The organism is Bradyrhizobium algeriense, from assembly GCF_003062295.1.
In the GTDB taxonomy this organism is placed as follows: domain Bacteria; phylum Pseudomonadota; class Alphaproteobacteria; order Rhizobiales; family Xanthobacteraceae; genus Bradyrhizobium; species Bradyrhizobium algeriense.
In genome coordinates this window covers 57,728-74,037 of sequence record NZ_PYCN01000023.1, presented here as the reverse complement: position 1 = coordinate 74,037, position 16,310 = coordinate 57,728, and the positions used below count along the sequence as shown (strand labels likewise).

The 16,310-nt window shown below is 63.4% G+C and carries 16 protein-coding genes; 4 read left to right on the top strand and 12 right to left on the bottom strand.

Annotation, left to right across the window (positions count from 1 at the left end; genetic code table 11):
• Position 1: 1 nt before the first annotated feature.
• Genes C7G61_RS31460 through C7G61_RS31450 form a run of 3 tightly spaced genes read right to left on the bottom strand, consistent with a single transcriptional unit; the run spans position 2 to position 2,528 of the window.
• Positions 2-862 (bottom strand): fumarylacetoacetate hydrolase family protein, encoded by an 861-nt coding sequence (locus C7G61_RS31460; protein ID WP_108521221.1) that lies wholly within the window; start codon positions 860-862, stop codon positions 2-4.
• 59 nt (positions 863-921) lie between these two features.
• Entirely contained in the window at positions 922-1,539 is a 618-nt protein-coding gene (locus tag C7G61_RS31455) for a flavin reductase family protein (protein ID WP_108521219.1), read from the bottom strand.
• An 11-nt stretch (positions 1,540-1,550) separates the two neighbouring features.
• A complete protein-coding gene (locus C7G61_RS31450) occupies positions 1,551-2,528 on the bottom strand; it encodes a Bug family tripartite tricarboxylate transporter substrate binding protein (RefSeq protein WP_108521299.1) in 978 nt (325 codons plus the stop codon).
• Between the two features lie 169 nt (positions 2,529-2,697).
• Here C7G61_RS31450 and C7G61_RS31445 point away from each other — a divergent pair, with 169 nt between their 5' ends.
• Positions 2,698-3,492 carry an IclR family transcriptional regulator gene (locus C7G61_RS31445; RefSeq protein WP_108521216.1) on the top strand — a complete coding sequence of 265 codons (795 nt, stop codon included), beginning with the start codon at positions 2,698-2,700 and terminating at the stop codon, positions 3,490-3,492.
• A gap of 5 nt (positions 3,493-3,497) precedes the next feature.
• On the opposite strand, the gene C7G61_RS31440 is transcribed toward C7G61_RS31445, so the two are convergent.
• From C7G61_RS31440 to C7G61_RS31400, 9 genes are all read right to left on the bottom strand, one after another.
• Positions 3,498-4,589: a sensor histidine kinase gene (locus tag C7G61_RS31440; protein WP_108521213.1), complete on the bottom strand. Its 1,092-nt coding sequence runs from the start codon at positions 4,587-4,589 to the stop codon at positions 3,498-3,500.
• Positions 4,586-5,026, bottom strand: coding sequence for a response regulator (locus C7G61_RS31435; RefSeq protein WP_108521211.1), 441 nt, complete (start codon positions 5,024-5,026; stop codon positions 4,586-4,588). Before C7G61_RS31435 ends, C7G61_RS31440 begins: the two co-directional genes overlap by 4 nt.
• Complete coding sequence (locus tag C7G61_RS31430) at positions 5,023-6,555, bottom strand: sensor histidine kinase (RefSeq protein ID WP_108521209.1); 1,533 nt, start codon at positions 6,553-6,555, stop codon at positions 5,023-5,025. Before C7G61_RS31430 ends, C7G61_RS31435 begins: the two co-directional genes overlap by 4 nt.
• A gap of 118 nt (positions 6,556-6,673) precedes the next feature.
• On the bottom strand, positions 6,674-8,032 hold the full coding sequence (gene accC, locus C7G61_RS31425; RefSeq protein WP_108521207.1) for an acetyl-CoA carboxylase biotin carboxylase subunit: 1,359 nt from the start codon (positions 8,030-8,032) through the stop codon (positions 6,674-6,676).
• A gap of 23 nt (positions 8,033-8,055) precedes the next feature.
• A complete protein-coding gene (accB, locus tag C7G61_RS31420; protein ID WP_108521205.1) occupies positions 8,056-8,541 on the bottom strand; it encodes an acetyl-CoA carboxylase biotin carboxyl carrier protein in 486 nt (161 codons plus the stop codon).
• A gap of 77 nt (positions 8,542-8,618) precedes the next feature.
• On the bottom strand, positions 8,619-9,098 hold the full coding sequence (gene aroQ, locus C7G61_RS31415) for a type II 3-dehydroquinate dehydratase (protein ID WP_108521202.1): 480 nt from the start codon (positions 9,096-9,098) through the stop codon (positions 8,619-8,621).
• Positions 9,099-9,403: 305 nt separating this feature from the next.
• On the bottom strand, positions 9,404-10,198 hold the full coding sequence (locus C7G61_RS31410) for a DUF1236 domain-containing protein (protein ID WP_108521199.1): 795 nt from the start codon (positions 10,196-10,198) through the stop codon (positions 9,404-9,406).
• Positions 10,199-10,405: 207 nt separating this feature from the next.
• Positions 10,406-11,173, bottom strand: coding sequence for a DsbA family protein (locus C7G61_RS31405; RefSeq protein WP_108521196.1), 768 nt, complete (start codon positions 11,171-11,173; stop codon positions 10,406-10,408).
• A 126-nt stretch (positions 11,174-11,299) separates the two neighbouring features.
• Positions 11,300-12,706 carry a M48 family metalloprotease gene (locus tag C7G61_RS31400; RefSeq protein ID WP_108521193.1) on the bottom strand — a complete coding sequence of 469 codons (1,407 nt, stop codon included), beginning with the start codon at positions 12,704-12,706 and terminating at the stop codon, positions 11,300-11,302.
• A gap of 225 nt (positions 12,707-12,931) precedes the next feature.
• Here C7G61_RS31400 and C7G61_RS31395 point away from each other — a divergent pair, with 225 nt between their 5' ends.
• From C7G61_RS31395 to C7G61_RS31385, 3 genes are all read left to right on the top strand, one after another.
• Positions 12,932-14,119, top strand: coding sequence for a pyridoxal phosphate-dependent aminotransferase (locus tag C7G61_RS31395; protein WP_108521191.1), 1,188 nt, complete (start codon positions 12,932-12,934; stop codon positions 14,117-14,119).
• 59 nt (positions 14,120-14,178) lie between these two features.
• Positions 14,179-14,796, top strand: a complete 618-nt coding sequence (locus tag C7G61_RS31390; RefSeq protein WP_420836807.1) for a biotin transporter BioY — start codon at positions 14,179-14,181, stop codon at positions 14,794-14,796.
• Positions 14,797-14,909: 113 nt separating this feature from the next.
• The gene (locus C7G61_RS31385; protein ID WP_108521188.1) at positions 14,910-16,238 is read left to right on the top strand and encodes a dicarboxylate/amino acid:cation symporter; all 1,329 of its coding nucleotides are present in this window, start codon (positions 14,910-14,912) and stop codon (positions 16,236-16,238) included.
• Positions 16,239-16,310: the final 72 nt, after the last annotated feature.

The following is a 16,310-nucleotide window of genomic DNA, read 5'->3' as shown; positions in this document are numbered from 1 at the left end:
GTTACTGCTCCTCCGCCACGGTGTTGCGAAGGACGCCGATCCGAGCGGATTCCACCTCGACGACGTCGCCTGGCTTGAGCCAGCGCGGCGGCGTGAACCGGGCGCCGGCCCCGGTCGGGGTGCCGGTCGCGATCATGTCGCCGGGTTTCAGGGTGGCAAAGGTGGAGAGGTAGGCGATCAGGAAATCGAACGGAAACATCAGCCGCTCGGTGGAATCGCTCTGGCGCACCTCGCCATTGACGCGGGTAATGATGTCATGATGCCCACGCGGATCGCATTCGTCCGAGGTGACGATCCACGGCCCGATGCTGCCCGATCGATCGAAATTCTTGCCCTGGGTGACGTTGAACTTGCCGTGGTGCAGCCAGTCGCGAACGCTGCCCTCGTTGCACAGCGTCATGCCGAAGATGTGCTCAAAGGCGCGCTCGCGGGGGATGTGCCGGCCTTCCTTGCCGATCACGATGACGAGCTCGCCCTCATAGTCGAGCTGTTCGGAGATCTTCGGCTTCTCGATCGGTTGACCGGAGCCGACGACGGAGGAGGGGTTGCGGACGAAAAGGCTCGGATATTTCGGCAGGTCCGAATTGTCCTTGTACTCGGCGTTGCGGTCTTTGTAGTTGACGCCGATGCACCAGAGTTTTTCCGGATTGGGAATCGGCGGCAGCAGCACGAGATCGTCGAGCGCATGGCTCGGCTTGAGGCCGGCGACCATCTGGCGCGCGACGTCCAGACCGTCCTTGGCGATCAGGGTCCGAAGGTCAGGACATTTCAGTCCGAGCCGTTGGGTGAGGTCGACCACGCCGCCGGCAACGGCCGCGCCGAAGCGCGGCTCGCCGTTTGCGAGATAACTTAAGAGATGCATGCGGTGGATCTCCGGATCAGCGCCGCGTTCACGCGGGCGACGGCGCGCCTTTCGACGCTTCAGGATTCAGTTTTCGAGGTCTGGAACACGGGCTTCAGGGTGACGATCTCGCCGAGCTTGGCGTAACGCGGACCGGCAATGCGGCAGATCGGATCGAGCGCCTCGGTTTCGATCTTGCCGTTGTTCAGCAGCCCGTCCCTGATATGGAAGACCAGCACCTCGCCGACGATGAGCCGGCTGCGGGTTTCGCCGAATTCGAGGCATTGCCGGAAGCGGCATTCCATCGCGATCGGCGCGGCGGCCAGACGGGGCACCTTGATGCGTTCGCCCGGTAGCGTCGAGAGCCGCAATTCCTCGACCTCGCTGACATCGGGCGGATGCTCGGTGGAACTCTCGTGCACCGCCTTCATCAGGCTCGAATCCGCGATGTGAACGACATACTCCTCGTTGTTGAGGATGTTCTGCGCGGTATCCTTGTAGATTGTGCCCTTGCGGCCGACGCTGATGGCCAGCATCGGCGGCTTCGGCGAGACGAACATAAAGGCGCTGAAGGGGGCGAGGTTGAGCACCCCGCTACCCGACAGGCTGGTCACCCAGGCGATCGGGCGGGGCACTACGACGCCGGTGATCAGCCGGTAGGCCGTTTCGGGGTCGAGATATGCAGGATCGATCCGCATCGGGATGCGCCTCAGTCAGCCTTGATGTTCGCCTTGCGGACCACGGGAATCCACTTGGCGTCCTCGCGTTCGAGGTAGCTCGTAAACTCCGCCGGCGTCATCGATACAGCCTCGGCGCCGAGCGCGTTGAACTTCTCGACGATGGCGGGATCTTTCAGGATCTCCGCGAGGGTATCGTGGAGCTTGGTCACGATCTCGGCCGGCGTGCCTGATGGCGCGAACAGGCCGGTGAAGGTCTGGCCGTCGAGTTCCTTGTAGCCGAGTTCGGTGAAGGTCGGGACATCCGGAAGCCATGAGGCGCGGTGGCTGCCGGTGACGGCGAGCGCGCGCAGCATGCCGCTCTTGATAGAAGGCAGTCCGACCGAGATCTGGTCCAGCGCAAATTGCACCTGTCCGCCGATCAGGTCGTTGAGAGCCGGTGCGTTGCCGCGGTAGTGCACCGTCAGCCATTGCAGGCCGAGCGACGACTGCATCAACTCGCTGAGCAGATGGTTGGTGGTGCCCTGACCGGGAGAAGCCATCGTCAGCTTGCCGGGATCGCGGCGGGCAAGCTCGATGAATTCCTTCAGATTCTGGGCCGGCACCGTCGGATGCACTTCGAGCACCAGCGGCGTCATCGTGATCGAGGTGATCGGAAGGAAATCCCGCTTCCAGTTATAGGCCTCGCGCTTGGCGATCTCGGGTGCGAACAGCACGGGGCCGTTGGCGCCGACGAACAGGGCGTAGCCGTCGGGTTTGGCTTTCGCGAACGCCTCGCCGGCGATCAGGCCGCCGGCGCCGGCCTTGTTTTCCACGATGAACGGCTGGCCCAGCTTCGCCTGCAGCCTGTCGGCGATGACCCGCGCCGCGCTGTCGACATTGCCGCCTGCCGGATAGGGCACGATCAGGCGTACCTGCCGCGCCGGCCATTGCTGGGCGTCGGCCGGCGTGCTCAACGCTGCCAGGAATAGTGCCGATACAGCGACGCCTGCGATCGCGAAAATTTTCATCGCATTCTCCCGAAAAGCGGCATATTCGCCGCTACATTTTGTTGTTTTGCGCGAGCCCCGTCCCAGCAGCATGCGCATGTATTGTTCCGCGTCGCGATCTTGCGCGCGGCCCTTCCGCTGTCGACCAAATTGTGGTGTTTTTGTCCACATTGTGGACAGGACAGCGCGTATGACAAACGGTCTGTTAAAGGCGCGCGGGCGAGGGCCGCGGCAAGGCGGGCAGGCGATCCGCCGCGCCTTGGCCGTGCTGCGAACGCTCGCGGTTGGCGGGGAAAAAGGCGTGCCTCTGGCTGAAGTCGTGCAAGCGACCTCGCTCGCGCGTCCGACGGTACATCGCATCGTGCATGTGCTGATCGAGGAGGGGATTGTCGAGCGCAGCGAGCGGACAGGAAATTACGTCGTCGGCCGCCAGGTGCCCGAACTGGCGCTGGCGCGTCCATCGCGTTCACCCCTGATGGTTGCAGCCGAGCCGCATCTCGCGGAGGCGTCGGCGGAACTCGGCGATACCTTGTTCCTGACGGTGCGCACCGGGCTCGACACGCTATGCGTGGCGCGCCGCATCGGCAGCTATCCGATCCAGGTGTTGTCGATTGAGGTCGGTGTGCGGCGTCCGCTGGGCGTCAGCAGCGCGGGGGTGGCGATACTGGCCGCCATGCCTGCCCCTGAAGCGCGCAAGATTGTGCTCGCCAACGAAACCAGATTTGGCGCCTACCGAACCGACACGGCGACGGTGCTCGGCCAGGTCCAGCTCGCGCGCCGCCGGGGCTACAATCTGCGCGATGTCGGCCTGGTGCAGGGAACGAAGTCGCTTTCAGCCTGGATCCGGACGCCGGACGGCCAGCCAGCCGCCGCGATTACGCTCTCCGCCATCCGAAACAGGTTGAGCCCGCGTCGCGCAATCGAGGTGGCGGACGTTCTCCTCGCTACCGCGCGCGCGATCGAGGCGGCGACGCCGAGGGATTAGCGGCTTTAACTCGCCGCGGCGTTGGTCGATTTCGGCGCCGCCGCCGGGATGCGGCGGAAGCGCAGCACGATCCTGGTGCCGTGATGGTCCGGATCGCGCTCGGCGCTGGCGTCGAGCTTCGCGGCCATCGCGCTCACGATGCGTTGCCCCATGCCGGTGGAGCGCGGATCGGCCTTGGCGTTGAGACCGACGCCGTCGTCCGCAATCGCGACCACGAGGTCGTCGCCCTCGGGCTTGAGCTCGACGTGAATCGGACCGGCGCCGTCGGGATAGGCGTATTTGACGGCGTTCATCACCAGCTCGTTGACGATGATGCCGATCGCCACCGCGCGGTCCGGGTCGATCTCGATCGGTTCGGCCTTGAGCGTCAGCCGCGACATCCTGTTGCCCTCGGCCGAACGCCGGAGGTCTTCCAGCAGGGCTTCGAGATACTGGTTCAACAGTACGCTCTTGAGGTCGTGCGAGGTGTAGAGGCGGCGATGCACCTGGGCGACCGCGGCGACGCGGCCCATCGCATTGGTCAGCGCCGCCTTGACGTCGTCCTGGGTCGTCGAATTGGCCTGCAAATGCAGCAGCGAGGCGATGATCTGCAGGGAATTGCCGACGCGGTGGTTGACTTCGCGCAGCAGCACCTCGCGTTCGGCGGCAAGCGCCGCATAGCGGTCGCGCGAGGCGTGGACCTCGGCTTCGGCCTCGTCGCGGGCGCGCTGAAGCTCGGCCTGCCGCAGGGCGCCGTTGACGGCGACCTGGAGCAGGGGGATGAAATCGCCGTGCGTGTCCTTGACCAGATAGTCGGCGGCGCCGGCCTTCAGCGCCGTAACGGCGATCGCCGAATCCTGGGCGGCCGTGACGAACACTACGGGAGGGGCGTCCGCTATCGCCATGATCTGTTCCAGCGTTTCGAGGCCGTCGAGACCCGGCATGAACTGGTCGAGCGCAACCACATCGATGCCGCCTTGCGCCAGCCGCGCCAGCCCTTGCTCACCGCTCGCCGCGTGGACGACCTTGAAGCCTGCCCGCGTCAGGCCGCGGTCGACTAGCCGGGCCAGCCCGGCGTCGTCGTCGATATACAGCAGTGTCGGCGTCGCTGGTTTCATGTGGCGGCCGGAGGAACCTGAATGACGGAGAAGAACAAACCGAGCTGGCGAATGGCGTTGGCGAAGCTTTCGTAGTTCACGGGCTTGGTGATGTAGACATTGCACCCGAGGTCGTAACAGCGCTTGATTTCCTGGGAATCGTCGGTCGTGGTCAGCACCACCACCGGCGTGGTCTTGAGATATTTGTTTTCCTTGACCCGCTTCAAAATGTCGATGCCGGTCATATCGGGCAAATTGAGGTCGAGCAGGATCAGGAGCGCGCAGCCCTTGTGGTCGAGGCCCGTTCCATCCTGGCCAAAGAGATAGTTCAACGCGGCTGTACCGCTGGTGAACGGGATTATCTCATTATTGACACCGGACCGGCGGATATTTCGCTCGATCAGGCGCGCATGGCCCTCATCGTCCTCGATCATGATGATGGTGACGGGAATATTCATGTCCGTGTGTTCCGGTTACCGACTGGCCAATTGATAGGCAGTGTAATCGTGAATGTGCTGCCTTGGTGAAGTTCCGACGCGACTGACATGGTACCTCCCAGGCGGCGCACCAAGGCGCGGACATGGGCAAGGCCGATGCCCTGTCCGGGCCTGTCCTGGGTTCCCGCGCGGCGGAACAATTCGAAAATGCGTTGATGGTCCTTGGGATCGATGCCGCGCCCATTATCCGAGATCTCGAAAATCGCAAAGCCGAGCTTGGTGCGGCCACGTACCCTGATTTCGCCGGGGACTCCGGTCTTGAGGTATTTGAGTGCATTGTCGATCAGATTGGAGAAGATCTGCTCCAGCGCAAGGCGATCGCTGACGATATTCGGCAGCGCGTCGATCCGGATCTCGGCCTGGGCTTCCGCCGCCTGATGCGCCACAGTCGCCACGATGCCGTCTATCAGCTCCCTGGTATCGATCCAGACCGGCTCGAACTCGCGCCGCCCCTCGCGGGTGAGGCTCAGGATCGCCGATATCAGCCGGTCCATCTTGCCGATCGACGACTTGATGAAGGCGAGCGCCTCGGAGAAATCCTCCGAGAGCTGCTTGTCGGAGCCCTCGAGCACGGGTTCGGCGGTATCGGTGGCGTTTTCCGGGGCAGGCTGCGCGGCGGACTGCTCGCGGGAAAGCGCTGCGATCCGTTTGAAGATGTCGCCGCGCAATTCCTCCAGCTCGCTGGTGAAGCCCATGATGTTCACCAGCGGCGAGCGCAGATCGTGGCTGACGATGTAGGCGAAGCGCTGGATCTCGTCATTGGCTTCGCGCAGGTCCGCGGTACGCTCGTCGATCGCGGCCTCGAGGTTGAGATGACTGTCGCGCAGTCTGGCGTCGGCCTGGTCGCGCGCATGCGATGAACGTCGGACCAGGAAGATAGCGATGCCGGCCAGCACGACGACTAGGCCCGAGCCGATGCCGGTGATCGAGGCTGCCAGCGTCTGGCTGCGGTCGGCGTTGGTCGTGCGCTCCACAAACAGACGGTCCTCCTCGGCCCGCATCCGGCCCGCGAGATCTTCGATATGTTTCATGGTGTCGCGCCCGATGCCCTCGCGGACGATCTTGGCAGCGTCGTTCATGCGTTGCGACCGGGCCAGTTCGATAGTCGTACGGAATTCCTCGATCCGCTGATCGTAGAGCGGCATCATCTCGCTGATGAGCCGCCTTTGAACCGGATTGTCGCTGAGGAGCTGGCTCAACCGCGTCAGCGCCGGCGTCAGTTCGGATAGAGCTTGCTCAAAATCGGTCCGAAAATCCGGCCGCAATGTCGCGAGGTAGCCGCGCTGTGCGCTTTCGGCCCGCCGCAACTGCAGTTGGACGAGCGATATCTGGTTTTCAACCTCAAGGGTGCGCAGAACCTTGCGCGCGTCCTCGCGCGCCTTGTTCACCAGATGGACCGAACCGGCGCTGATCGCGGTCAACACCAAGAGCCCCGCCGCAAGCAGCAGGATGTGCCCCATGGCGCGCTTGCGCTGGGCATTAGCGGTCACGGTGATCTCTCGTCATGAACAAACGGAACAAGCGCCCCTGACACCCCCTTTTGCACTCCAACGTGCGATGGAACCCGACGGTTCCATGCGCCGTCGAATATTTCAGGTGGTTTTTCGCTCAGGTCTTGCCGTCCAGCGGCTGGCCGGCAAGGTACTGCTCGAGCCAGTGGATGTGGTAGTCGCCGTTGATGATGTCGGCCTCCCGGACCAGAGCCCGGAACAGCGGCAGGGTGGTTTCGATGCCGTCGACCACCATCTCGTCGAGCGCCCGGCGCAGCCGCATCAGGCATTCGGCGCGGGTCTTGCCGTGCACGATCAGCTTGCCGACCAGCGAGTCATAATAAGGCGGAATGACGTAGCCCTGATAAACGGCGGAATCGATCCGCACGCCGAGCCCGCCGGGCGGGTGGAATTGCGTGATCCTGCCAGGCGACGGGCGGAAGGTCTGCGGATTTTCCGCATTGACGCGGCATTCGATGGCATGCCCGATGATGGCGATCTCTTCCTGCTTCGCGGGCAGGTCGCCGCCGGCGGCGATGCGGATCTGCTCCAGCACGAGGTCGATGTCGGTGATGCTCTCGGTGACGGGATGTTCGACCTGGATGCGGGTGTTCATCTCGATGAAGTAGAACTCGCCATCCTCATAGAGAAATTCGATGGTGCCGACGCCGAGATACTTCATGTCCCGCATCGCCTTGGCGCAGGTCTCGCCGATCCTGGCGCGGGCGGCGGCGGCGAGAACCGGCGAGGGGCCTTCTTCCCAGACCTTCTGGTGGCGGCGCTGCAGCGAGCAGTCGCGCTCGCCGAGATGGATCGCACCGCCGCGGCCGTCGCCGAGAATCTGGATCTCGATGTGGCGCGGCTTCTGCAGGTATTTTTCGAGATAGACTGAGGCGTCGCCGAAGGCCGATTTGGCCTCGTTGGATGCGGTCGACAGCGCCATCATCAAATCGTCGGCGGAGTGCGCCACCTTCATGCCGCGTCCGCCGCCGCCGGCGGCGGCCTTCACCAGCACGGGGAAGCCGATCGCCTTGCCGATCGCGAGCGCATCATCGTCGGGCGAGACCGCGCCATCGGAACCCGGAACGACGGGGATGCCGAGCCGCTTGGCGGTCTTCTTGGCTTCGATCTTGTCGCCCATCAGGCGGATGTGCTCGGCCTTCGGGCCGATGAAATGCAGATTGTGCTCGGCGAGGATTTCGGCGAAGCGGGCGTTCTCCGACAGGAAGCCGTAACCGGGATGCACCGCGTCCGCGCCGGTGATCTCACAGGCCGCGAGCAGTGCGGGGACGTTGAGATAGGAATCTTTCGACGGCGGCGGGCCGATGCAGACGCTCTCGTCGGCGAGCCGCACATGCATGGCGTCGGCGTCGGCGGTCGAATGCACCGCAACGGTGTTGATGCCGAGCTCCTTGCACGCGCGCAGCACGCGGAGCGCGATCTCGCCGCGATTGGCTATGAGAATCTTATCGAACATCGCAGCGCCTGACGTTGACGAACTTATTCAATGATCACGAGCGGCTCGCCGAATTCGACCGGCTGGCCGTCCTCGACGAGAATCTGCGTCACCGTGCCCGCGCGCGGCGACGGGATCTGGTTCATCGTCTTCATCGCTTCGATGATCAGCAGCGTTTGCCCGGCCGATACCTTGCTGCCGACGTCGATGAACGGCTTGGCGCCGGGCTCGGGCGCCCAATAGGCGGTACCGACCATCGGCGAGGGGACCACGCCCGGATGCTTGGCCAGATCGGCACCCGCCGCGGGGACGGCTACCGCCGCGGCCGCCGGCTGGAAGCCCGCCGGCATCGCCGCCGATACCGTGATGTTGCGCGCGACCCGCACCCGCAAGCCGGAGCGCTCGATCTCGATCTCGGTCAGGCTGGTCTCATCCAGCAACAGCGCGAGTTCGCGAATGAGCGCGCTGTCGTCGCTCTTCAGATTTGCGGCTGAATTGTCCGCTGACTTGTTGTCGGGCTGGCGGGCCATGCTCTTGATCCGGAATTCTCGATGTGGGTGACGGCGTAAGCGTCAGGCTTGGTTTCGTTCGACGTCAGGATTTGAAGTCAGGTTGTGGCCTTGGCGCCGAGTTTGGCGGCAAGGCCTGATATTGCGAGCCGGTAGCCATCGATGCCGAAGCCGCAGAGCGATGCAAAGGCGGCCATGGCCGTGTAGGAGTGATGACGGAAGCTCTCGCGGGCGTGGATGTTGCTGATATGCACTTCCACTGTCGGGATTTTCACCGCGACCAGCGCGTCGTGCAACGCGATCGAGGTGTGCGAATAGCCGCCGGCGTTGATGATGATGCCGGCTACTTTCTTGGCATGCGCCTCGTGGATGAAGTCGATCAATTCGCCTTCGCGGTTGGACTGGCGGCAATCGGCCTTCAGGCCGAATTGCGCTGCGGTTTCCACGCAAAGCTTTTCGACATCGGCGAGCGACGCATGGCCATACTTTTCCGGCTCCCGTATCCCCAACATGTTGAGGTTCGGGCCGTTGAGCACATAGATCGTCGCGGCAGAGGCTTGGGGAGTTCCTTGGGCCATCCAAATTCCAGTAAACGGGGCGGGACAGGTCGCGGGGTTATAGGTAACAACGCGGCCAAGGGGAAGCCTCTAGGGCGCTTTTGAACCTTTGAAAGGCCTCATCCTGTTCATAAAAAGGCGTGCAGAACCTCCTGAAACTGCTTCGTTAACCAATGCCTGGTAATCGGCCTGGATCTGCCGCGCGCCATTGTCACGCGGCCTGGACCCGAACGTCCGGGGCTCAGGCTAAAGTCACCACGGAAATTTCGACCATAAAAAAGGGGCGGGCATTTCTGCCCGCCCTCAATCGTTGCGAAAGCCCGCTGTCAGGCTTCCAGAACAGCCACGATCTCGTAGGTGTTCGGATCCACGATCACGATCTGCTCCTTGACGAGGATAAACTTATATCTGCGCCATTCCGGGTAGATCGTCACCACGCGCTCCGGCAGGGTGTGGAAGGTCACGTCGCGCGGGACGCGAGTGCCGACCGAGATCGAGAAGTTGACGTTCGTCACCGGCGACACGCGCTGTTCCTTGATCACGCTGGTGATCTGGGTGCGCTGCTCGGTCGAGAGCTTCGCTGCCGCGCCAGCCTGGCCCGTCGTGGTCGTGCTTTGGCCCGCAGCTCCGCCCTGAGTCTGGGTCTGCATGCGGTCCTCCTTGCCCTGAGCCTTCTGGTCACGGCTCGGCTGATCGCGACCCTGGGTCGTGGTCTGGTCACGCTGCGTCTGGTCACGCTGCGTCGTGCCCTGATCACGTTGCATGCCCTGGCCGGTGGTCTGGCCCTTTTCGGATTTCTGTTCGGACTTCATGCCGCCGCGGTCTTCCTTACCCTCGGCCTTCATGTCCTTGCCGCCCTTCGCGCGGTCCTCGGACCGCTGGCTCTTTTCAGCGCCCGTCGACTTCTCGGATTCCGCACCCTTCATACCCGTCGTGCCGCCGCTATCGCGCTGCATCGTGCCGCCCGACGCACCACCACCGCGTTCGGAGGGCGCGCTCTGCTGCGTTGTGGAACCTGGTGACCCTGCGTCACGCCCCATTCCGGTACCCTGCGCATTCGCAAAGCCGGTTCCGGCGATCAGGGCCGCTGTCGCGACCGTAATCAAGAAGCGATTAGTCATCGAATGTCTCCTCACGTTTCTGCATTGCCCGCGCCATCAACGAAAGGAATTGCCTGATGTTCCTGCTATTTGATCGGTTCCGACGGCTTAGTTTTGTGAATGCGAGATGAACTGATGCGCACGAGAATGCCGCAAACAAAAAGGCCGGCTGTTGAGCCGGCCTTTCATTGCAATTTGTTACTCATTGCAAATTTGCGAAGCGTCGCCTCAGCACGTCGCCTTGCCGCAGCGTGCGTTGCTGATCTTTTCCCGCAGGCTTTCGACGCCGACCGCGCCGATCACGACCTGCTTGCCGATCACGTAGCTCGGCGTGCCGTTCATGCCCATCGCTTCGGCGAGCTTGAAATTTTCCTCGAGCGTGTTGCGCACTTCGGCGCTCGAAAGGTCCTTTTCCAGCTTCGCCATGTCGACGCCGGCTTCCTTGGCAACGGCCATCGCGCGCGCCTTGTCGGCGGCGCCGCGGCCGGTGAGCAGCTTCTGGTGGAAGTCGAGATATTTCTTGCCGGTCGGATCCTGCATGCGCACCGCGACGCCGACCTGGGCGGCTTCGACCGAGCCCGCGCTCAGCACCGGAAATTCCTTGAGCACGACCTTCAGCTTCGGGTCGCTCTTCATCAGCTCCATCATGTCCAGCATCGCGCGCTTGCAGTAGCCGCAATTGTAATCGAAGAATTCGACGAAGGTGACGTCGCCGTCCTTGTTGCCGATCGTGACGTTGCGCGGCGAGTTGAAGATCGCGTCCGCGTTCTTGGCCACGCCGGCTTCGTGCTTGGCGGATTCCGCCGCGGCCTGACGCTTGCTGAGTTCGGTCATCGCCTCTTCGAGCACTTCGGGATGCGCGATCAGGTAATTCCGGATGATGGTCTCGATGTCGCCGCGCTGGGTGTCGCTGAAGCTCTGCGCGGAAGCGGACATCGGCGCGCCGCAGAGCGCGAGAGCGAACAATGCGGGGATGAGAAGACGGAACGAGGGCATCGGTAAATCCTTATGCGGCGGGTTCCCGGGCAATTCTGCTGAAGGCCGGCTCCTGGAGAATGTCCTGGTCGCGGGTGACCAAGTCCTCGGTGATCAAGTCCGATTATAGCCGAACGCGGCTTAATTCTAGTTGCTCTTCTGGCCCGGCAGCGGCTTGGCGCTCACAATGTCGTCAGCCTTGACCCATCCCGGCGTCCCGATCGCGAAGCGCGTTTTCGCGCGCGATGCAAGATCGCGCGCCGTCTTGTTGTCGCCGCGGAGGTAGGCGGCCTGGGCCGACGCCAGATCGGCCTGCGCGTAGTCGCCCTTGCGGCCATAGGCCATCGCGAGCTGCATGTAGCCGATCGGCGCTTCACTCTCGCGTGCCACCGCCGCGCGCAGGATGGCGATCGCCTCGTCGGTGTAGGCATTGTTGCCGGTTGCGACGAGGGCCTGCCCAAGCAGCATCTCGATGAGCGGGGAGTTGTTGGAGAGCGCGACCGCCCTGCGCAGCGGCGCGATCGCCTCCTGCGGCTTGCCGCCCTCCAGCAATGCCTGGCCACGCACTTCGTGGAAATAGGGATTGTTGGGCTGCTGCTGGATCAGGGCATCAATCTGGGTGAGCGCGCTGCGCAGGTCGCCGTGCAGATAGGTCGAGATAGCGTGGGCATAGCGGGAGGGCAGGCTGTTGTTGGACAGCGGATAGCGCCGGTACACGGTCTCCTGCCGCTCCATGAAGGCCGAGATCTTGGCGCGCACCATGTCGTGGCGCAGCTGCAGGGCAGGGTCGTCCTTCTTGTCCCAATAAGGGCTCGACCTTGCCAGTTCTTCCAGCGCGGCGACGCGCTGGGCCGGCATCGGATGCGACTGAACGTAGGGGTCCGAGCCGCGTGCCGCGAACAGGCTTTCGTCGGTGAAGCGCTTGAAGGTCTCGTACATGCCCCGGGCGGACTGGCCGGTGGCGGCCAGAAACTTCACGCCGGCCTTGTCGGCGTTTTCCTCCTGCTGACGCACGTAGGACAGCAGGTTGCGGCGGATCATTTCTCCCGGCGCGGAGAACATTGCCGCGCCGGCATTCGCCAGGCCACTGTTGCCGCCGCCGCCTTGCGCGCCCGCCACCATCGCGCCGGCGCCGAGCAGCATGGCGATGATCATCTGGGTCTGGGCCTGCGCCATCTGCTCGCGCATCTTGGCGAGATGGCCGCCGGCGAGGTGGCCGGTTTCGTGCGCCATCACGCCGATGATCTGGTTCGGCGTCTCCGACTGCATGATCGCGCCATAGTTCACGAAGATGCGGCGGCCGTCGGCAACGAAGGCGTTGAAGACGCCCTGGTTGATGATCACCATCTGGATGTTTTGTTTTTCCAGGCCGGAGGCGCGCAGGATCGGCCGCGTGTATTCGCGCAGCAGCTGCTCCGTCTCGGTGTCACGGAGCACCGGCGGACCCTTGTTCTCCTGCGCCACAGCCGCCATTGGTGCGGCGGCGAGCGCTGCGGCCGTCATCAGCGCGGTCAGTTTCAGTGGCTTCTTGCGTAAGGCGATGCGGAGCAGCATGAGCGATCTTTGGCGATTTGCGAGGCCCGGTTGTGGTCCGAGGGCAGTTCGGTTCTGATTAGATCAGAAACAGGTCCCAGTCTGTTGTTTCAACGTGTTTGTTGATGTGAACCGGTATCACTTCGCGTCAAAACGCTATAACAAGCCACCGAATACGGCCAGTCTGGGGCGGTAACCGGTTCGGGAACCCGAATTCGGAGCCGCCCGTGCAAATAGCAGATATCGATGCTGGAATCGACACTTAGAGACCGCGTGAAAACCCTGTTGACTCCGTCGGCGCGGAGCGATGTTCCGCCCTTCATGGTGATGGACGTGATGGCGGCCGCGGCCCGCATCGAGGCGACCGGCGGCCACGTTATTCACATGGAAGTGGGACAGCCGGCGGCGTCAGCCCCCAAGGTCGCGATTGCGTCCGCGCATGCCGCGCTCGATGCGGCGCGGATCGATTACACCTCCGCGCTCGGCATTCCCACGCTGCGCACGCGGATCGCAAAACACTACCGCGATACTTACGGCTGCGCGGTCGATCCCGAACGCATTGTGATCACGACCGGCTCGTCCGGCGGTTTCATTCTGGCGTTCCTGTCGATGTTCGAGCCGGGTGATCGCGTGGCGGTCACGGTGCCGGGCTATCCGCCGTACCGGCACATCCTGACGGCGCTCGGCTGCGAGCCGGTGCTGATCGAGACATCGAGCGCGACGCGTCATGCGTTGACGGGCGAGGCCTTGCTGGCCGCGCATCGCAAGGCGCCGTTGAAGGGCGTGCTGGTCGGCAGCCCCGCCAATCCGACGGGAACGATGATATCGCGCGAGGCGCTCACCGGCCTGATCCATGCGGCGGAAGGCGCCGGCATCCGCTTCATCTCCGACGAGATCTATCATGGCCTCGACTATGCGTTTCCGGCGGTGACGGCGGCGGAGCTTTCGCCGGATGCGCTCGTGATCAATTCGTTCTCGAAATATTTCTGCATGACCGGCTGGCGGGTCGGCTGGATGGTGGTGCCGGAGCCTCTGGTGCGGCCGATCGAACGGCTGCAGCAGAACCTGTCGATCTCGGTGCCGACGCTGTCGCAGATCGCGGCCGAAGCGGCATTCGAAGGCGCTGCGGAGATGGAGGCGATCAAGCGCGGCTATCAGGAAAACCGCCGCATCCTGATCGAGGGACTGCCGAAGGCCGGCCTCACCAGGTTCCTGCCTGCCGATGGCGCGTTCTACCTCTACGCTGATGTATCGGATTTCACCTCCGACAGTTTCGAATTTGCCGGCCGCATGCTGGAGAAGGCGCATGTGGCGGCGACGCCGGGCGTCGACTTCGATCCGATCCACGGCCGCAGCTTCATTCGCTTCTCCTACGCGCGCTCGGCCGACGAGATGCGTGAAGCGGTGACGCGCATCGCGCAGTGGCTCGGTTAGCACCGACCGGTCACCATCATCCAAATCATACGTACCTAAAATCAATCGGGGAGCCATCCGTGTCCGCCAGAACCATGCCTGAAACCGCCGCGCCATCGCATTTCCCGCTTGCCGCCCTGCTGTGGCCGCATCGTGCCGATGGATCGTCGGGTCTGTTGCGCAGCGTGATCCTGGTCGCGCTGGGGACGGCGCTGCTGACCTTGTCGGCCAAGGTCAATCTGCCGTTGCCCTATGTGCCGATGACGTTGCAGACGCTGGTTGTGCTGGTGATCGGCGCGGCCTATGGCTGGCGGCTCGGCAGCGTTACGCTCATGGCCTATCTGGCCGAGGGGGCTATTGGATTTCCGGTATTCGCAGGCCCGGTCGGCGGCCTTGCACCGTTGATCGGTCCGACGGCCGGATATCTCTTCGGCTTCGTGGCGGCGGCCTTCGTGACGGGATGGCTGAGCGAGCGCGGCTGGGACCGATCAGTGCTCCGGCTGTTCGTTGCGATGGCGCTGGGACACATTCTCATTCTCGCCGCCGGATTTGGTTGGCTTGCGTTCGGCATGAAGCTCGGCGTTGAAAAGGCGTGGCTGGTCGGCATTGCGCCATTCATCGCGGCGTCCTTGATCAAGAATGCGCTCGGCGCTGCCCTCGTGCCGGCGATCCGGAGGATTTTCGACCCGCGCGGCTAAGCAGTCGCGTCTGCCAACACCATTGACTCCGCTCGCCCAAAGGATTTTGGCTGTGTGCGACGGATTGGCGCAGGTGCGACCAGTCCGCGACCGCTGAGGGAGGAGTAAGCGTCATGGCGGCAACAATTGCGACCGAAGCGCCGGCAAGTGCGGCAAAGCCCTGGTACCGCGTTCTTTACGTTCAAGTCTTGATAGCGATCGTGCTCGGCGCGCTGTTCGGCTGGCTGTGGCCCGCGCTGGCGACCAACGACTGGATCAAGGCGCTCGGCGACGGCTTCATCAAGCTGATCAAGATGGTGATCGCGCCGATCATCTTCTGCACCGTGGTATCCGGCATAGCGCATATACAAGATGCCAAGAAGGTTGGCCGGATCGGCGTCAAGGCGCTGGTCTATTTCGAGGTCATCTCGACCTTTGCGCTGGTGATCGGTCTGCTCGTCGGCAATCTGGTCAAGCCGGGCGCGGGTTTCGGCGGCGGCATGGCGAATGCGCAAGCCGTCGCCGGCTTTGCCAAGCAGGCCGAGGCGCAAAAGAGCGTCGATTTCTTCCTGCACATCATTCCCGATACGGTCGTCGGCGCCTTCGCGCAGGGCGAAATCCTCCAGGTGCTGCTGTTCTCGATCCTGTTCGGGTTTGCGTTGATGGGCCTCGGCGAGCGCGGCCACACGATCCGCGCCTTTATCGACGATGCGGCGCACGCGGTGTTCGGCGTCATCGCCATCGTGATGAAGGCCGCCCCGATCGGCGCGTTCGGCGCAATGGCGTTCACGATCGGCAAGTTCGGGACCGGCGCGATCCTGAACCTGATCGGGCTGATCGCGACCTTCTATGTCACTGCCGCGCTGTTCGTGTTCGTGGTGCTCGGCATCGTCGCGCGGATCGTCGGTTTTTCGATCTTCAAGTTCCTGGCCTACATCAAGGACGAGCTCCTCATCGTGCTCGGCACGTCGTCCTCGGAAAGCGCGCTGCCGTCCTTGATGGAAAAGCTCGAACGGCTCGGCTGCTCCAAGTCGGTCGTGGGCCTCGTGGTGCCGACCGGCTACTCGTTCAACCTCGACGGCACCAACATCTACATGACGCTGGCGACCCTGTTCATCGCGCAGGCGCTTGGCTTCGATCTGACGTTCGGCCAGCAACTGACCATCCTCCTGGTCGCGATGCTGACCTCGAAGGGCGCCACCGGCATCACCGGTGCCGGCTTCATCACGCTGGCGGCGACGCTGGCCGTGGTCGATCCGCGGCTGGTGCCAGGCATGGCCATCCTGCTCGGCATCGACAAGTTCATGAGCGAGTGCCGTGCACTGACCAATCTGTGCGGCAACGGCGTGGCCTGCGTGGTGGTGTCGTGGTGGGAGGGCGAGCTCGACAAGGACAAGCTGCACGCCAATCTGAACAAGCAGGTTGATCCGTCCGACGTGGAGACGGCGCTCACGACGGGATAGGACGTTTCCAGCGACGTGGGGACCGGTTCGCGTCAAGAAAACGCGTCAAATCAAAATCTAGAGCGGCGTTCC

Bases quoted from the DNA above. Each gene is read 5' to 3' on its own strand.
- C7G61_RS31460 (WP_108521221.1), bottom strand. From the start codon at position 862: ATGCATCTCTTAAGTTATCTCGCAAACGGCGAGCCGCGCTTCGGCGCG.
- C7G61_RS31455 (WP_108521219.1), bottom strand. From the start codon at position 1,539: ATGCGGATCGATCCTGCATATCTCGACCCCGAAACGGCCTACCGGCTG.
- C7G61_RS31450 (WP_108521299.1), bottom strand. From the start codon at position 2,528: ATGAAAATTTTCGCGATCGCAGGCGTCGCTGTATCGGCACTATTCCTG.
- C7G61_RS31445 (WP_108521216.1), top strand. From the start codon at position 2,698: ATGACAAACGGTCTGTTAAAGGCGCGCGGGCGAGGGCCGCGGCAAGGC.
- C7G61_RS31440 (WP_108521213.1), bottom strand. From the start codon at position 4,589: ATGAAACCAGCGACGCCGACACTGCTGTATATCGACGACGACGCCGGG.
- C7G61_RS31435 (WP_108521211.1), bottom strand. From the start codon at position 5,026: ATGAATATTCCCGTCACCATCATCATGATCGAGGACGATGAGGGCCAT.
- accC (WP_108521207.1), bottom strand. From the start codon at position 8,032: ATGTTCGATAAGATTCTCATAGCCAATCGCGGCGAGATCGCGCTCCGC.
- accB (WP_108521205.1), bottom strand. From the start codon at position 8,541: ATGGCCCGCCAGCCCGACAACAAGTCAGCGGACAATTCAGCCGCAAAT.
- aroQ (WP_108521202.1), bottom strand. From the start codon at position 9,098: ATGGCCCAAGGAACTCCCCAAGCCTCTGCCGCGACGATCTATGTGCTC.
- C7G61_RS31410 (WP_108521199.1), bottom strand. From the start codon at position 10,198: ATGACTAATCGCTTCTTGATTACGGTCGCGACAGCGGCCCTGATCGCC.
- C7G61_RS31405 (WP_108521196.1), bottom strand. From the start codon at position 11,173: ATGCCCTCGTTCCGTCTTCTCATCCCCGCATTGTTCGCTCTCGCGCTC.
- C7G61_RS31400 (WP_108521193.1), bottom strand. From the start codon at position 12,706: ATGCTGCTCCGCATCGCCTTACGCAAGAAGCCACTGAAACTGACCGCG.
- C7G61_RS31395 (WP_108521191.1), top strand. From the start codon at position 12,932: ATGCTGGAATCGACACTTAGAGACCGCGTGAAAACCCTGTTGACTCCG.
- C7G61_RS31385 (WP_108521188.1), top strand. From the start codon at position 14,910: ATGGCGGCAACAATTGCGACCGAAGCGCCGGCAAGTGCGGCAAAGCCC.